This window comes from Effusibacillus lacus, assembly GCF_002335525.1.
In the GTDB taxonomy this organism is placed as follows: Bacteria; Bacillota; Bacilli; order Tumebacillales; family Effusibacillaceae; genus Effusibacillus; species Effusibacillus lacus.
On the sequence record NZ_BDUF01000011.1, the window covers coordinates 75610 to 89888 of the forward strand.

At 51.1% G+C, this 14279-nt stretch carries 9 protein-coding genes, 1 pseudogene and 1 other annotated feature (1 of these 11 running past the window's edge); of the genes and pseudogenes, 9 read left to right on the forward strand and 1 reads right to left on the reverse strand.

The features are described 5' to 3' along the window. The first annotated feature begins 42 nt into the window (after positions 1-42). The 8 genes from EFBL_RS03145 to EFBL_RS03175 all read left to right on the forward strand — a co-directional run bounded on the left by EFBL_RS03145 (position 43) and on the right by EFBL_RS03175 (position 11522). Positions 43-3075, forward strand: coding sequence for a PD-(D/E)XK nuclease family protein (locus tag EFBL_RS03145; RefSeq protein WP_165912506.1), 3033 nt, complete (start codon positions 43-45; stop codon positions 3073-3075). After that, positions 3072-6785 (forward strand): UvrD-helicase domain-containing protein, encoded by a 3714-nt coding sequence (locus EFBL_RS03150; RefSeq protein ID WP_096180683.1) that lies wholly within the window; start codon positions 3072-3074, stop codon positions 6783-6785. The genes EFBL_RS03145 and EFBL_RS03150 overlap by 4 nt, the downstream gene beginning before the upstream one ends. Beyond that, on the forward strand, positions 6782-7645 hold the full coding sequence (locus EFBL_RS03155) for a selenium metabolism-associated LysR family transcriptional regulator (protein ID WP_096180684.1): 864 nt from the start codon (positions 6782-6784) through the stop codon (positions 7643-7645). Before EFBL_RS03150 ends, EFBL_RS03155 begins: the two co-directional genes overlap by 4 nt. A 419-nt stretch (positions 7646-8064) precedes the next feature. After that, entirely contained in the window at positions 8065-8220 is a 156-nt protein-coding gene (locus EFBL_RS20875) for a hypothetical protein (RefSeq protein WP_165912507.1), read from the forward strand. Positions 8221-8921: 701 nt separating this feature from the next. Then, positions 8922-10049, forward strand: a complete 1128-nt coding sequence (locus EFBL_RS03160) for a pre-toxin TG domain-containing protein (RefSeq protein WP_096180685.1) — start codon at positions 8922-8924, stop codon at positions 10047-10049. After that, positions 10000-10389 carry a hypothetical protein gene (locus EFBL_RS03165; protein ID WP_096180686.1) on the forward strand — a complete coding sequence of 130 codons (390 nt, stop codon included), beginning with the start codon at positions 10000-10002 and terminating at the stop codon, positions 10387-10389. The genes EFBL_RS03160 and EFBL_RS03165 overlap by 50 nt, the downstream gene beginning before the upstream one ends. A gap of 14 nt (positions 10390-10403) precedes the next feature. Further along, positions 10404-10994 (forward strand): hypothetical protein, encoded by a 591-nt coding sequence (locus EFBL_RS03170; RefSeq protein ID WP_096180687.1) that lies wholly within the window; start codon positions 10404-10406, stop codon positions 10992-10994. Positions 10995-11291: 297 nt separating this feature from the next. Beyond that, positions 11292-11522, forward strand: coding sequence for a tautomerase family protein (locus tag EFBL_RS03175; RefSeq protein ID WP_096180688.1), 231 nt, complete (start codon positions 11292-11294; stop codon positions 11520-11522). Between the two features lie 3 nt (positions 11523-11525). Here EFBL_RS03175 and pdxR read toward each other — a convergent pair whose 3' ends face one another. Next, positions 11526-12944, reverse strand: a complete 1419-nt coding sequence (gene pdxR / locus EFBL_RS03180) for a MocR-like pyridoxine biosynthesis transcription factor PdxR (protein WP_096180689.1) — start codon at positions 12942-12944, stop codon at positions 11526-11528. A gap of 110 nt (positions 12945-13054) precedes the next feature. On the opposite strand from pdxR, the pseudogene EFBL_RS03185 reads away from it, so the two are divergent. Continuing rightward, positions 13055-14019 (forward strand): annotated as a pseudogene (locus EFBL_RS03185) (proline dehydrogenase family protein). Positions 14020-14126: 107 nt separating this feature from the next. Continuing rightward, positions 14127-14279 (forward strand) — a binding site (T-box leader) (it continues 76 nt past the right edge of the window).

A 14279-nucleotide genomic window follows, 5' to 3' on the forward strand; every position in this document is an offset into this window, starting at 1 on the left:
GGCGAATATTTTTTCCTGAACAGGTACATGTACGGAGGGCCTATGAAACGGATTTATACAGGTTGGTATACAAATGAACTCAGGTTGAAGTGGACGGAGGAATGCCGTCTGAAACTGCAAGATGGACATCGCAGCTTCCTGTTTCTTTTGCCCACACGGCACCTGATTCAGGAAGTGCGGCAACAGTTGACCAAGGACGGGCTTGGAGTGTCCGGCCAGATTGGGACGTTTGATGATCTGGTGGATCTGGGATTGACCAAGGAACAAGGGATTCTCCGGATTGACCAACAGGGAAAGCTGGCGGTACTTATGAAAGCGGTCGAGATGGCAGGAGAGAAAGCGACGGCACCTTTTCGCCGGATTATGGACAAGCCCGGCTTTCTCCAATCTTTGATGGATGCCCTTGAAGAGATGAAAAGTTCCGCTGTTTCGGAAGAAATGGCAAGCGAATGGGCGATTGGAACAGAAGCGGGGGCGTCGGCCAATTCTTCCGCTTACTTCCGGTCATTCGCACAAATCTATAAAGTCTATCAACAATTGTTGCAAACTCACCCGGCAGGAAGGCTGCTGGATCGGCAGGAAGGGTACCGGGTGGCGGCAGGGCATCTCAACGCAAGCGGGGAAGAACTGTTCGCGGGGATTGATACGGTATATATTGACTTTCTGACGGTGACCCCCTTGCAGTTTCCCATTGTGGAAGCCGTATGCCGCTATGTGCCGCATGTGGAGATTTTTATGCCTTATCCGTCAGATGCGGAGGGGATCGGAACACTTGACAAGATTCGGGAACGATTGGTTAAAACCCTTGCCGGATACGGTGTGGAACATGTTGAGCTCCGCCAACCGGAAACGGGAGGATTCGGGATGTTGGCCCGGAACCTGTTTGCGGAAAACCCGGAGAAGCTGGCCATTTCCGGTGTGGAGATGATCCCAAGCAGCACTCCTTTGCAAGAGGTGAAGGCGGTTGCAAAAGAAATCAAGCGATTGGCCAGTGCCGGTTGGGATCCCAGTCAGATAGCTGTGGTGGCTGCGGATGATGCGGCATATCGTCCGTTGATCAGGCGAATCTTTCAGGAAAACCGCATCGCGGTTCGTCTTGCCGATATCAAGAATCTGGTGGAGGTGCCCGTTGTCCGTACCATCCTGCAGGCTGTCGAGGAGAACCCGGACGATTTTTCACAAAGGGCAACTTATACCCGATATGCGGAAACGGTAAGGCAAGTGGTATCCCGTTTGCAGTTGGTTGAGAAGCTGTATATGCTTGCGGCTGCTGACGGTCCATACACCCTGGAGGATTTGCGGCGTGATGTTCGGGCATGGCAGTGCTGCGAGGACGCGTTGGAGAGCATGGTTCGCGCCAACCGGCTTTACGGGGACCGGGAAGTGTCCTTTGCGGTGTTTTGGAAGGAATGGAAGGATCTGCTGCATGAGTCCAAAGTCCAGGTGGATGGAGGAGCGGGCAGCGGGGTGGGCGTCTACCGGCCGGCTGAATTGCGCGGCCTGTCGTTTCGCGCAGTTTTCATACTCGGGTTAAATGAAGGCGGGTATCCCAAGAAGCCGGGGGATCACTGGTTGATTGAACGTTTGGAACGGGTTGCCGAAAGGCAGGGCGTGATCCTGCAGAGGCGGGAACAAATGGATCTGCAAAGCCTTTTGTTCAGGTATTGCATTCAATCTGCCGGGGACCGGCTGTATCTGGGCTACCAGAGTCCGGAAGCGGATGAGCGGAATCTGCCGTCTCCCTACCTGGAAGCAGTGATGCACTGTTTGAAGGAAGGGGAGTGGATGGCGCCCCCGCGTTTTCGGGGAGCCATGTCCCACCTGCCGGTTCCCGACCGGTGGGAAGACCTGTCAAGCCGGAAAGAATGGCGGGAACGCATGGCCTTATGGCTCGGTGGAGAGTCGTCCCTGCATGTGACAGCGGAGCCGGATGCATGGGTTTTGGAGCAATTGGAACGGGAATTTGCGGGTATCGATGGGCAATCCTGGCGGCAAATGATAGACAGGCTTGCCGCCGAGACGGAGCGCCGGAGCGGCATAGCCAGCTCCTTCGCTGGCCGTCTGGCAGACCCTGCGATCAAGGCGATCCTGCGGGCAAAGTTTGGAGCCCAATATCCCTGGAGTGTATCGGTGCTGAACGATTACGCCGTATGCCCGTTCAAGTTTTTTGCCGCACGGGTGTTAAAGATCCAACCGCGGGAAGAGGTGGAAGACGGTATCCCTGTAACCGAAAAAGGAGTCTTTCTGCACGACCTGGCTCAGCGTCTGCTGTTGCCGCTGACCGGACGGGAGCGAGTCGGTATTGATGAGGCGCAAGCGGTCATGGAACGATTCGAGGATGTGTTTGAGGAAACCTGCCGTAATTGGGAAGGGTCGGAGTTGACGGCCAATCGTTACTGGCCCGTCGAAAGGATGCGGCTCAAGAAAGAGCTGCGTCTCTGGCTGGAACATGAAATGAACGATCTGGTGCAATCCCGGATGCGGCCTGTTCGCCTGGAATGGTCATTCGGCAGTCCGATTCGGGAGGATGACCGGCAGCTGCCCGATGTCCAGTCAACTGAAGAATTGATTGCAGTGCAGGCAGGAGGCGAATCATTGAAACTGCGGGGCCGAATTGACCGGATTGACCTGACTGAGGACGGTTCCGGGTTTGCCGTCTATGATTACAAGACCAGCCTCAATCCCAAGAAGTACAAAGGAATCAAAGACCTGGAAGACGGAACCAACTGGCAGCTGCCGCTGTATCTGGCTGCATATACCCAATGGGCAGGACTTCAAGGAAACCAGGTTGTCCCGCTTGGCGCCGGATTCCGGCATGTGGCGCCATTACCCTCCAAGATGGTGGGAGTCTGGGGGGCGGATGCCGGCAATTGGGGAATCACGGCAACCAGGCAGTCTGATACCTGCGAAGACCTGAAGCAAACAATATCCGATTCCCTGGAGAAGGTGGCTGCCCAGCTGGAGGAATTGCGGGACGGGATTTTTGACGCAAAGCCCCGGGTGGAATGTGACCCTTACTGCCCCTATCTTGACGTTTGCCGATATGATGCTGCCGGAAAGGAGCGGACACCATGACACAGCCTGCATTTGCAAGAGTCCGGAACCCGGAGCCCAACGAAGCACAGCTGAAAGCCATCGTGAATCTTGACGATGACCTGTTGGTGGCGGCTGGTGCCGGATCGGGAAAGACGTGGGTTCTGACAGAACGATATATGGAGATGCTGGTTCGCGGTGCCCGCCCAAGCCAAATAGTGGCGATCACTTTTACGGAACTGGCGGCAGCCGAAATGAAGCGGCGGATTCGCGGGGCCGTGCAGAAGTGGATCGATGAAACTGCCGATTTGGCGGGGAAAAAGCGGCTGCGCCAAATCTATCGGGAGCTGGACTCGGCCATCATATCGACCATTCACGGTTTCTGCATGCGGCTTCTTAAAGAACATCCGGTGGAAGCGGGCATTGACCCCATGGCGGAGATGCTGGAGCCGGACGATGCGGATCGGTTGTTGGAACGGGTTGTGGAAGAAGTACTGGAAGATGCGCTGCGTGAACAGTTTGAAGGCATTCAGCCGCTCTATGCCGCTTGGGGCGGGCGAAGCGGGATCGCTCAAGCTCTTCTGTCCGCTTACCAGGCCATTCAGACCTTTGACTATTCCATTGAACAGATTCTTGATGATACCGGAACTTCCTTTGCAAGGTTACGGGAGCAAATCCGGGACACTGTTGCTGCCATTGACAGGATTGTGGATGCAATAGTCCGTCCGGAACTGGGTGCACTGCTGGAAAGCAAGAAACCCCCGCAATACGCCTTTCACATGGAAGCGTGGGTGGCCCACTGGCAGGAGCGATCCGCCCTGCTGCGGTCCTGGGACGGGATTGTCCGTCCGGAAGTCCGGCAAACAATCAAAGACCTGTTGAAAACCGTCTGGAAAAAAAGCGGCTCGGAAGCGCTGAAGGAAGCGCATGAACAGATCAAGCAGCAGCTGCTTCCGCGTCTTATGCGTTCGGAACTGGCACCCGATGCCATGGAAAGGGTCCGGTTTTTCTGCGGGTTGCTGTCCACTCTGGACATCCGCTACAGGCAGCTGAAAGAACAGCTTCACATGCTCGATTTCCACGATCTGGAACAACTGGCGGCCAAGATGCTGGAAGACTGCCCCGAAGTGGCGGTTGTCTACGGCAAACGGTTTCGCTTTCTCATGATTGACGAGTTTCAGGATACGAACCGGCTGCAAAAATCGATCCTTGACCGGATCTCAAGCCAAAACGGCAACCTGAAACGGTTTCTGGTAGGAGACGGGAAACAATCGATCTACAAGTTCCGCGGTGCAGACGTGGATGTGTTTCAGGAGGTGGAAGAAGAACACCGTTCGGACGGATCGGGGAAACGCCTGATTGACATGGGAATCAACTTTCGGACACAAGCGGGAATCATCTGTTATATCAACGACTTCTTTGAAAATCTTATGCGCAGTGCCGAGGCCAAACATGTAAGGCAAGTCCGGTTTGCCCCGCTGCATGCGGCCCGGAATCCCGGTCACGGGGACGCTTGTGTAGAATTTCTGCTCAATCAGGCAGCAGAGGATGAAGACGCCAGGGAAGCGGAAGCGGACCTGATTGCCCGCCGGATTCGTGAATTGGTGGATGGGAACCGGCCGCTGGTGTACCGGAAGAAAGCAGGGGAGCGGGAAGAGACCGCCCATCCTGTCCGGTTTGGCGACATCGCCATGTTGTTCTCGGCCACCACCCATCTGTCCGTATACGAGCAGGCGCTGCAGAAGTACGGGGTCCCTTACATAGTCGAGAAGGGACGCCACTTTTACAAAAAGCGGGAGATCGCCGACATCTGCTCGTGGTTGTCTGCCATTGCCGACCCCGGTGATGAGACTTCTTTGGCGGCTCTGCTTCGTTCTCCTGTTTTTGCTTTGTCGGATGAGACCTTGTTCTGGCTTGCCCAGGAAGGGTCGCTCGCTTCGGGCTTGGCTGCTTTTTCAAAGGAACCGGTTGTCTTTAAAGAAAAGCTGCAGGCTGAAGAATATACGAAAACCTTGTGGGCTGTGGAAAAACTGGCCGAATGGCGGGAGAGCTGCCGCTTCCGTCCATTGGCCGATTTCCTGCGGTCGATTCTGGACGAGAGCGGCTATCTGCAGGTGCTGCTTGCCGGATTTGGCGGGGAACAACGCTATGCCAACGTGCTGAAACTGGTGGATCTTGCCGAGGAGATGCAGCGGCGGGATGGGTATGGACTCGGACAGTTTGTGAAACACTTGCGGCGCATGAGGGACGAGGAAGTCCAGGAAACGGAAGCTCAATTGGGGAGCGGTTCGGGAACAGGAGGGGGAGCGGTGCGCCTGATGACCGTTCATGCGTCAAAGGGGCTGGAGTTCCCTGTTGTCATTCTGCCTGATTTAAAGCGGTCCATTGCTGCAGGGGATGCGGGGCGGTGCATCATCCGTCCCGGCATGGGTATGGGATTGAAAGGGGAACGGTTTGGTGACTCGGCTTCCGAGGGTGCCCTGGAGGTGCAGGGTGACGGGTTGTACCACATCATGAAAGAGCAGGAGAATGAACGGGAACTCCTCGAAGAACACCGCAAACTCTATGTGGCAATGACTCGTGCCCGGGATTACCTGATACTTGTGATGACCAAACCGAAAACCGACATGCCCTCGTGGCAAAAGTGGATTCGCCAGCATGCAGGTTTTTCCAAATGGAACGATCTGGTTCCCGGCCTCTGTGAAAAAGGGGACTTTGAAACGGGCACCGGGTACCGGATTTTTATAAATACGGAAGTGGGGCACCCGGAGGCCGATCCTTTGAACAACCGTAAAAAACCATGGGAGTTGTGGCGGGATAAGTTTCCAGACAACCGGGTTCTGTCCCTGCCTTCCCCCGCTGGCACCCCGGTACCGGCCCTGCTGTTTTCTGCAGGCAATCCGGACGGTCTGCCGCTGCCGATGTTGTCTGCCTCTGCTTATATGGCTTATCGGACATGCCAACGCCGTTTTTATTTGCGGTATCTGTTTCGTCTTCCGGAAATGCGGTTCCCTAATGGTCAGATTCTGTCGGGAGATCCCGCAAACGGCAACCTGCCTGACAGTGAAGAGATGGAAGTGGAGGCCGGTGACACCGCTCAACCGGATACACCACGCCGGCGCATGCACGCCGACTTGCGGGGAACGCTGGTTCATGAAATGTTTGAGCATCTGCGGGAACCGGAAGAGACGACCTTGTGGATTCGCAAGCAGGTGGAAAGCGCAAGAGGAATTCGCAAGGAAGATCGTGCTGCTTTGGTCGAGTACCTTGAATCCATGGCAGAGCGGTATTTGAAAAGTCCCTGGTTCCGCACGGAGTCGCTGCGGGAACAGGCTTTTTACCTGAAGGCCGGATCAATGCTGGTACACGGGTTTATTGACGCCATTCTTCCGGAAGAGGATGGGTCGCTTACCGTGGTGGATTTCAAAACCAATGAGATCCGAAGCGGGGAACAGATGGCAGAACTTGTTGTGTATTACCGGGTGCAGCTGCAACTGTATGCGCTGGCTGCCCAATCTGTCTTCCAGAGACCTGTTGGCCGGGCGGTTCTGTTTTTCCTGGATGCGGATAAATCGGTGGATGTTGACGTGAGCAGCGAATCGCTTGACAGTTTACGAATTGATCTCCGGCAAACTTGCAACAAGCTGTTGGAAAGATGTACCATTGAATCGTATCCAATGACGGAAGACCTTACTGTTTGCGGAAAATGCGGCTATCGCACACTCTGCGGAAGAAATGGGAGTTTTGTATGAATTTGAAGCGAATCCGAACGTTTATGATGCTTGTCGAACACAAAAATTTCTCAACGGTGGCGGAACTGCTCAGTATCAGCCAACCGGCTGTCAGCAAGCAGCTGAAGACCCTTGAGGAAGAATTGGGAGTCATTCTTCTGAATCGCGACACGTTGGAACCGACGGAAGCCGGAAAACTGACGTACAAGAAAGGAAAGGATCTTCTCTTCCGGTGGGAGGAGCTTGTCGATCAATGCCATTCTTTGCAAGGACAATTGACAGGGGTGTTGCGGATTGGGACAAGCACCATTCCCGGTTCCTACCTGGTGCCGCCGATTCTTCGTGAATTTCGGGACCGGTACCCCCGAATGGAAGTTCGCTTGAGTGTGCATGACTCGGAGGAAGTGATGGGGCTTCTGCGCGACGGCAGGATAGACGTTGGGGTCGTCGGCAAGGAACCGAGAAACGATCTGTTCGTCGGCCATGTGATTGCCAATGACAAGATGCTGCTGGTTGGTCCGGCTGACAGTGAAGAGGTGGACGGATTCGGCGATGTGAAAGGGAAACCGTTCATCTTTCGGGAGGAAGGTTCCGGCACCTGGCATGCGGCCAAGGAAGGGCTTCGCCGATGGGGCGGTTCTGTGGACGATCTAAACTGCGTAGCCGAAGTGGACAGTACTGAGGCAGTTATCTCGATGGTGGAGGCAGGTCTTGGCTATTCGATCGTTTCCTGCTTTGCAGCAAAACCGGCCACCAGGCACGGACGGATCAAGATCCTGGCGGAACTCCCGATGGAAAGGAATTTTTACCTGACCTACCTGGCGTCAAAACAGCAGAATCCCGCCATCACAGCCATTGTCAATTTGATGGTGAAGGAGTAGATTGGCAGCACTCACACGGGGAGGCGGGGGATCGAGGGACGTACGCTCCAGTGGGTATAGCATGGGAGGCAGCGTGCCGGGCCAAAAGTACCTTAAAAGTGCCTTTTGTAAAAGTAGCGGATTTTCAATCTGTTAATTTGGCTCTTTTAGGGTGACCTTTCGAGGTAACGGATTTTCGATCCGTTATTTGAGGGTGTGGACTTTTTTTCATTGACTAACTTGCAAAATAAATGCATCATAAGCCGTTATTCATATTCGGGGTGCCATCGAAATAGAATTAGGTGCTCAAGAATCCGTTATCTGAACCGGAACCAACATGATTACAACATCGAATGGCGAACGATCTTGTTACAGGGGTGTTCGCCATTTCTTTATCCGGTCCGTACTATATAACAGAACTCTTTAAGGGGGGAGCGGGTATGTTGTGGTTTGTACTGACAATAGCTGTTCTAATTATTCTGGTCCTCTGTCTGGAATCCCGATTCCTGGGCGGAACCGAGAAACCTTTCAACCAGGATGCCGAAAGAGCCAGGGGTGAAGTCGAGGATAAGAGAAAGTGGAATCCGCCGTCTTAAACGCTTACCTGTCACTGTTTCGTCACACTATCTGAAAGAATCCGGTGGTATACTGAAAGTGAAGAAAGGAATCATGAGGCTGTGAATCGTCGGGTTTCTTTTAATACCTTTCAGCAGCAAGAAAGCTGACAAGACAAAGCCAAATGTGAAACCCCCTTTCAGTTTGGCACACGGCTCGAGGGAGCAAGCAGACCCGCCCGCATGGTGGGGAGTAGCGATGTAAGCGAGCAACCGAAGGTTAGGCAAGCAAGGTAAAGTAAGGCAAAGTTAAGCAAGTTATAAACAAAAGAAACCCGACGATCATGTTCTCATGCAAGACCCAAGCTCACATGCTTGGGTTTTTTCTTTTGTAGGTGAATGTAGTAACGGGCAACTGACAAGCAAGCGGCAGTTCGAGGATGGGGATTGCCTCTGGGACGCATCAGAAATAGCCCGGAGGGGGATAGAGATTGCTCTTTCCCAGACGGAAAGGCATCTTTTTTAATTTTTGCGTTCATAAAGACTGATATTTCAATAAATCCAAAAATTTTAACAAAAAATACAAATTCTGGACTTTATTTATGTTGGTGCGTTTTAGTATTTTTATGTCAAGGTTATTCAAATTTACAGTGTGAGATTTTAGGTTGAAACGGGAGGAGATACCTTAATATTCGAACGTTTTATTAAGGCTGGCAGAATAACTTCACGTAAATGAGGTGTCTATGATGGCAAAAATTAGATCATTGAGCAAGCAGTCTAGACATCATAGGGAAGACAGAATTGCTGCGGATGCAAGGATCAAGCAAGACAAACGCTCGAAACAAGAATCGACCCGAACAAATGATAGGCATAATGACAGGAATGCCAACTCTGTCAGGAATGCAAGAGACCATGTTACAATTAGCAAGGCGGCAAAAGACAAACAAGTGGAATCACTCAACAAGCAAGTAGAAAAACTGAAAATTGACTATATGAAGGCGGAAGCACGAGGCGACAGGGCAGGAATGGACCGGGCCCATCAACAAGCGAACGAGCTCCGCAAAATGGGCGCGACTCTCCGGGCAGACGAAGATACAGCGAAAACAAGGGAATATAAGCGGAGTCACTCGAATGATCGTGACAGAGTCACGATTAGCAAGCCTTCCGTTGACGAGTTAAACAGAGGAATTTATCAGGCCAAATATGACTATGCTGTTGCACAAGCCCGTGGGGACAAGAAAGGAATGGAACTGGCTTCCAGGACGGCTGATAATCTGAGAGCCCGTGGAGGCACTATATCCGCTGGTACAACCCTTGAGGAAGCAAGGAGAATAATCAGTTCTGAAATTAAAACCCGACAAACTTGGGGATCAAAAGCCGATACGACAACTCCATCAATAACAAATATTGGCGAGTTCAAGAACTATGTTATGTCTCTTTCTCAAGGAGGTCTAAAAAGGCAGGACCTACAATTTGCCTCAATGCAAATGGGGATGGGGGGAGGGAGTTCGGATTCCGGTACTGGAATTGAAGAGTCAAGCCCCGGTTGGGGAAATCTTCGTCAGATTGAGCAACAACAGCAGCAGCAACTGTCTGAACCTATCTATATAGATGGAGTAACAGTGATCGACCCTAATCCGCCTACAGGTAACCAGCCGCCAAACCCAGAAGCCCGGAGAGCGGCTTCGACTATAACTGATTTTGTTCCGGGTATAGGAAACGTAAAAAGCGGTGTTGAAGCAGTTACCGGAAAAGATCCTGTAACTGGCGAGGAACTTTCCCCCGCTCAAAGGACTATCAGTGCGATTGGGATCGTTGGAGGTGGTTCTTGGAAAGAGAGTAGCAAAACCACTGTTCAAGAACGCAGATGATATTGGTGGAGCAGGGAGTAATGTTGTAAAAGGTTCGGACAATGTTGCTGAGGGGACGGGTAAATTTGCACCTGATGAAAATGGTTTCTATGGAACGAAGGGGCTAGGTGGTAGCCATACTAGAAATCTGCCTGGTGGTGATAATGCAGCCCAAGATTTGATGAAAGAATTGACTCAAGGTGCTACCAAGATCGAACAAAAAGGTAATGTAACCATAGCCCATATGCCAGATGGCCAGAGAGTAGTATATCGTCCCATCTCATCGTCTGATGGTACTCCCGTGGTAGAAATTCACGGCAAGGGAGCGATAAAAGAGCAAAAAATTCATTTTGTCGATTAATGGAGGTGAGGAACTTGCATTTTGATGTTAAATCATTGCTTACTACACAATCCGTAGCAGAATTATCCTACCTTAAGGGAAAAATGGTTGATGAGATTCGCATTACTACTGCAGGAAGCTTTGATAAAATGTATGGTTTAAATCACAATATGGGCTTCCTTGTGGCTTTCAAAGAAAATGAGAGGGAACTCGCTTTGCTATGTAATTCCATGCCCAATGTCAACAATGTAGAATTTCCACGGTTAGATATATTGGACATGAAACTTTGCACAAGCGAGTTCAAATCGGACTTGGAAGACCTGAATACCGCTGTAGGTGTTCAATGGACAGGTCAAACGTTAGCCTCAGTATCTATAATCCGTGATAAAGTGAAATGGGGTACTGAAGAAGAAACTTGGGAATTAATAATCGACAAAGGGTTAAAGTTCAAATTTGAAAATAACCTAGAATTGTTGATTATGACTAGGGATTCGTCTTTAGGTATGATGGAGTTCTGGATTGGGGAATCTATTACTTGGATTCAAAATCCAGAAAAGTTTTCAGACAGCTATATGCTCGATTCAAGTGAACTTCGATCCATTCAAAGGGTTGAACAATTTATCTAACTTCCTAGTAAAGATTAAATCCGCACCACAACTCTGGTAGGTATCTTTTGCAGACAAAATACCCAAGCAGATTCAAGTTTTCCTCAGGTGTAGCATAAGAGAAGAGGTGGCGGGAAGAAATGAGAACCTTGAGAGAGAAAAAATACTCTCTTGAGGTTTCTTTTTTAGTATGAAAATTCTTATAATGTAGAAGCAGTGAAGAATAAATTTTAATTTTTGTACCTATTAAGGCTGGTGTTTGAATAGATTTTACATTTTTCAATGAGGAACTATTGATTTTGGGGGAGGAATGAAGTTATGCCGATCATCACAATTCGACTTGCCAAGGGCAGGTCAGTTGAGCAAAAGAGGGACCTGGCCAGGGCCATCACGAATACGGTCGTGGAGAAACTTGATGTGAATCCGGAATGGGTTACAGTGTTATTTGACGAGTTTGACCGGGAAAACTGGGCCACTGCAGGTGAACTCCACAGTGACAAGTATGGAAAAGGGTTTGGCAAAATTGGGAGTCAGGAGTATCCCAAATGAACATTAAAGACATCCCCAGGCGGTATGGAGCCTTTTTATCCCTTCCTCAATTTCAGCCTCGTCCAGATTTCCATACCCCAGAATGAGCTTGTTGGCATGGACCCCTTTTTGAATGGAATGATGCTCGGCCGGATATACCCGGATTCCGGCTTGTTCCGCCTGTTTCACAAGCCCTTCAATTGTATCGAGGAGTGGGAATTCCACGATCAGATGCAGGCCCGTGGATGTGCCGCTGACGGCTATCTCGGAGCCGAATCGGTCATACAGTTTTTGAACCAGAATATTGCGCCGCTTTCGATAGATTTTCTTCATTCTTGCAATGTGTCGTTCCAGGTGCCCCTCTTGAATGAAGCGTGCCAGAACCAGTTGCTCCAGAATCGGGGTGTGAAGGTCGGAGAACCGTTTCAGTTTCCGGCACAGCTCGATCAGATCCGGAGGTAACAGCAAATATCCCAATCGCAAGGCGGGTGACAGATTCTTGCTGAAGGTCCCGATATAAATAACCCGCTCCGGCTCCAATCCCTGCAGCGAGCTGACAGGCGGACCTTTGTACCGGAACTCGCTGTCGTAATCATCTTCCACTATGAAACAATCCTCGGATCTCGCATACTGAATCAGTTGAACCCGGCGTTGAATCGACATGGTGCCGCCCAGTGGGAACTGGTGGGAAGGTGTGACATAGACAAAACAGGGGTTCTTGTTGGCGGGCAAAAGGTCGGTGCGCAGCCCTGATTCATCAACTGCAACCCCATGCAGCCTGGCGCCGGGTGTGGAAAAAATGGTTTGGATCTCTTGAGTGACAGGATCTTCCGTGATCACACATTGATCGGGTCCAAGCAGAAGCTTGGCCACAAGAGTCAAGGCTTGCGTGGCACCGGAAGTGATCACGATTTGATCGGGATGACAACGGACTCCGCGAGTCCGGTACAGATAGCCGGACAGCACGGTTCGGAGCTCGGGACGCCCTTCAGGCCGGTTGTAACCAAAGGCAGGATCGGGGATTTCCTGAAATACCCGATAGGCCAATTGCCCCCAAATTTTTCGCGGAAACAGGTCCAAAGCGGGAATCCCTGACCGGAAATCAATACGATCAGGTTGGGCATCAAACCCGTCATGGACTTCCAACGCAATAGGATCAGGAAGAAGGGAGTGAGCTTTCCGTTCCACCGTTTGCAGAAAGGCTCCTTCCGCTACGTAGGTGCCCGACCCTTGCCGTCCCTCCAGAAAACCTTCCGCCAGCAGCTGTTCATAGGCTTCCAGGACCACATTTCGGGCAACTTGCAAATGGGAGGCCAATTCCCTCGTGGAGGGAAGCGGACTCCCTGCCTGAAGTTCCCCGTTGAGGATCTTTGTACGAAGTTGTTCATAGATCTGCCGAAACAAAGGTGTTGCAAGCGTTCGATCAATTGAAACCCATACCATGGCCGTTTCTCCTTGAAGTGGTACTCCTGAAATTTTAAAAAAGTGGTTCTTTTTGGAGCCAGTTTATCATGATACGTTGAATCCGACCACTATATTAAAGGGGGATTCCCATGTTTTCCACTGGAGAAATGAAAGTGATTCAGGCACTTCGCAGCATTGCCCGGAACGAACAAGTCAAAGCTTATGTCAAGACATCGAAGGAATTGTATCCGCTTCTGTGGGGGGCAGCCCGGCGGTTTGTGGCCGGTGAAGCAAGACAACAGGTGCTGCCGAAACTTGAAAAATTTGTTTCGAGCGGTTATCGGGCCTCCCTGGACTTTATTGGAGAAAACACGTCGACAGTCAGGGAATGCGAAAGCACCAAGGAAGAATATGTGGAGTTGATCGATCAGATTGGCGGTCATCTTCCCGAAACCGACATCTGCCTGGATTTGTCCCATACCGGGTTGACCATAAGTCCGGAATTGGCGTTGAATCATCTCTCTGAAATTGCGGCGGCAGCAAAACGCCACCGGATGACCGTGATGGTCAGCATGGAAGAATCGGCCAAGACCGAATCGATTCTGCAACTCTATCAACAAACAAGCACACGTCATTTGAATGTGGGAATCACTGTTCAGGCGAATTTGAACAGAACAACAGATGATCTGCGTGAATTGATGAAACTCCCGGGAAAAATACGACTCGTCAAAGGAGCTTATCTGGAACCGTCAAACGTCGCCCTTTCACGATCCGTCCAATTGAATGAAAGGTATCTGTCATTGGTTGACAAACTGGTTACCGCCAATCATCCTGTTGCCATTGCCACTCATGATGAGGCGATTCTTGATGAGGTCTCAAGAAGAGGATATTTGCCCTGCCTTACGTCGAAGTCGAAATGTTATACGGAATCCGCCCGGACCTGCTCGCCGGATTCAAGACAAAAGGGTATCGGACACGAATCTATCTGCCGTATGGAACGGAATGGTTCTTGTATCTCTGCCACCGGCTGGCTGAATTTCCCCCAAACCTGTATGAGGCAGTGGTCGCTTTTGCCAATCAGTTGGAAAAGAAGGTGTCGTGTGAGCAATTATAAGGCATATGTTCAACTGGCGCTTGTCATGAGCATTGTGGGAAGCGTTAGGGGAAATTGATTGACAATCCCCCACGGTTCGGTGTATAAATATGAGAAATAAGTGATACGGCACCGTAATGACGGAGTGAGTAAGTCTGAGGAAGCGTCCAGAGAGCGGGATTCATAGGCTGTGAGATCCCGCCGCGAGACCTGACTGAACCCGGCTCCTGAACTTTCCGTGAAAAGCGGGACGGCTAACCGGACGTTACCCGGGCAGAGTG

Coding starts and splice junctions, on each gene's coding strand:
- EFBL_RS03145 (WP_165912506.1), top strand. CDS start 43: ATGAAACGGATTTATACAGGTTGGTATACAAATGAACTCAGGTTGAAG.
- EFBL_RS03150 (WP_096180683.1), top strand. CDS start 3,072: ATGACACAGCCTGCATTTGCAAGAGTCCGGAACCCGGAGCCCAACGAA.
- EFBL_RS03155 (WP_096180684.1), top strand. CDS start 6,782: ATGAATTTGAAGCGAATCCGAACGTTTATGATGCTTGTCGAACACAAA.
- EFBL_RS20875 (WP_165912507.1), top strand. CDS start 8,065: ATGTTGTGGTTTGTACTGACAATAGCTGTTCTAATTATTCTGGTCCTC.
- EFBL_RS03160 (WP_096180685.1), top strand. CDS start 8,922: ATGATGGCAAAAATTAGATCATTGAGCAAGCAGTCTAGACATCATAGG.
- EFBL_RS03175 (WP_096180688.1), top strand. CDS start 11,292: ATGCCGATCATCACAATTCGACTTGCCAAGGGCAGGTCAGTTGAGCAA.
- pdxR (WP_096180689.1), bottom strand. CDS start 12,944: ATGGTATGGGTTTCAATTGATCGAACGCTTGCAACACCTTTGTTTCGG.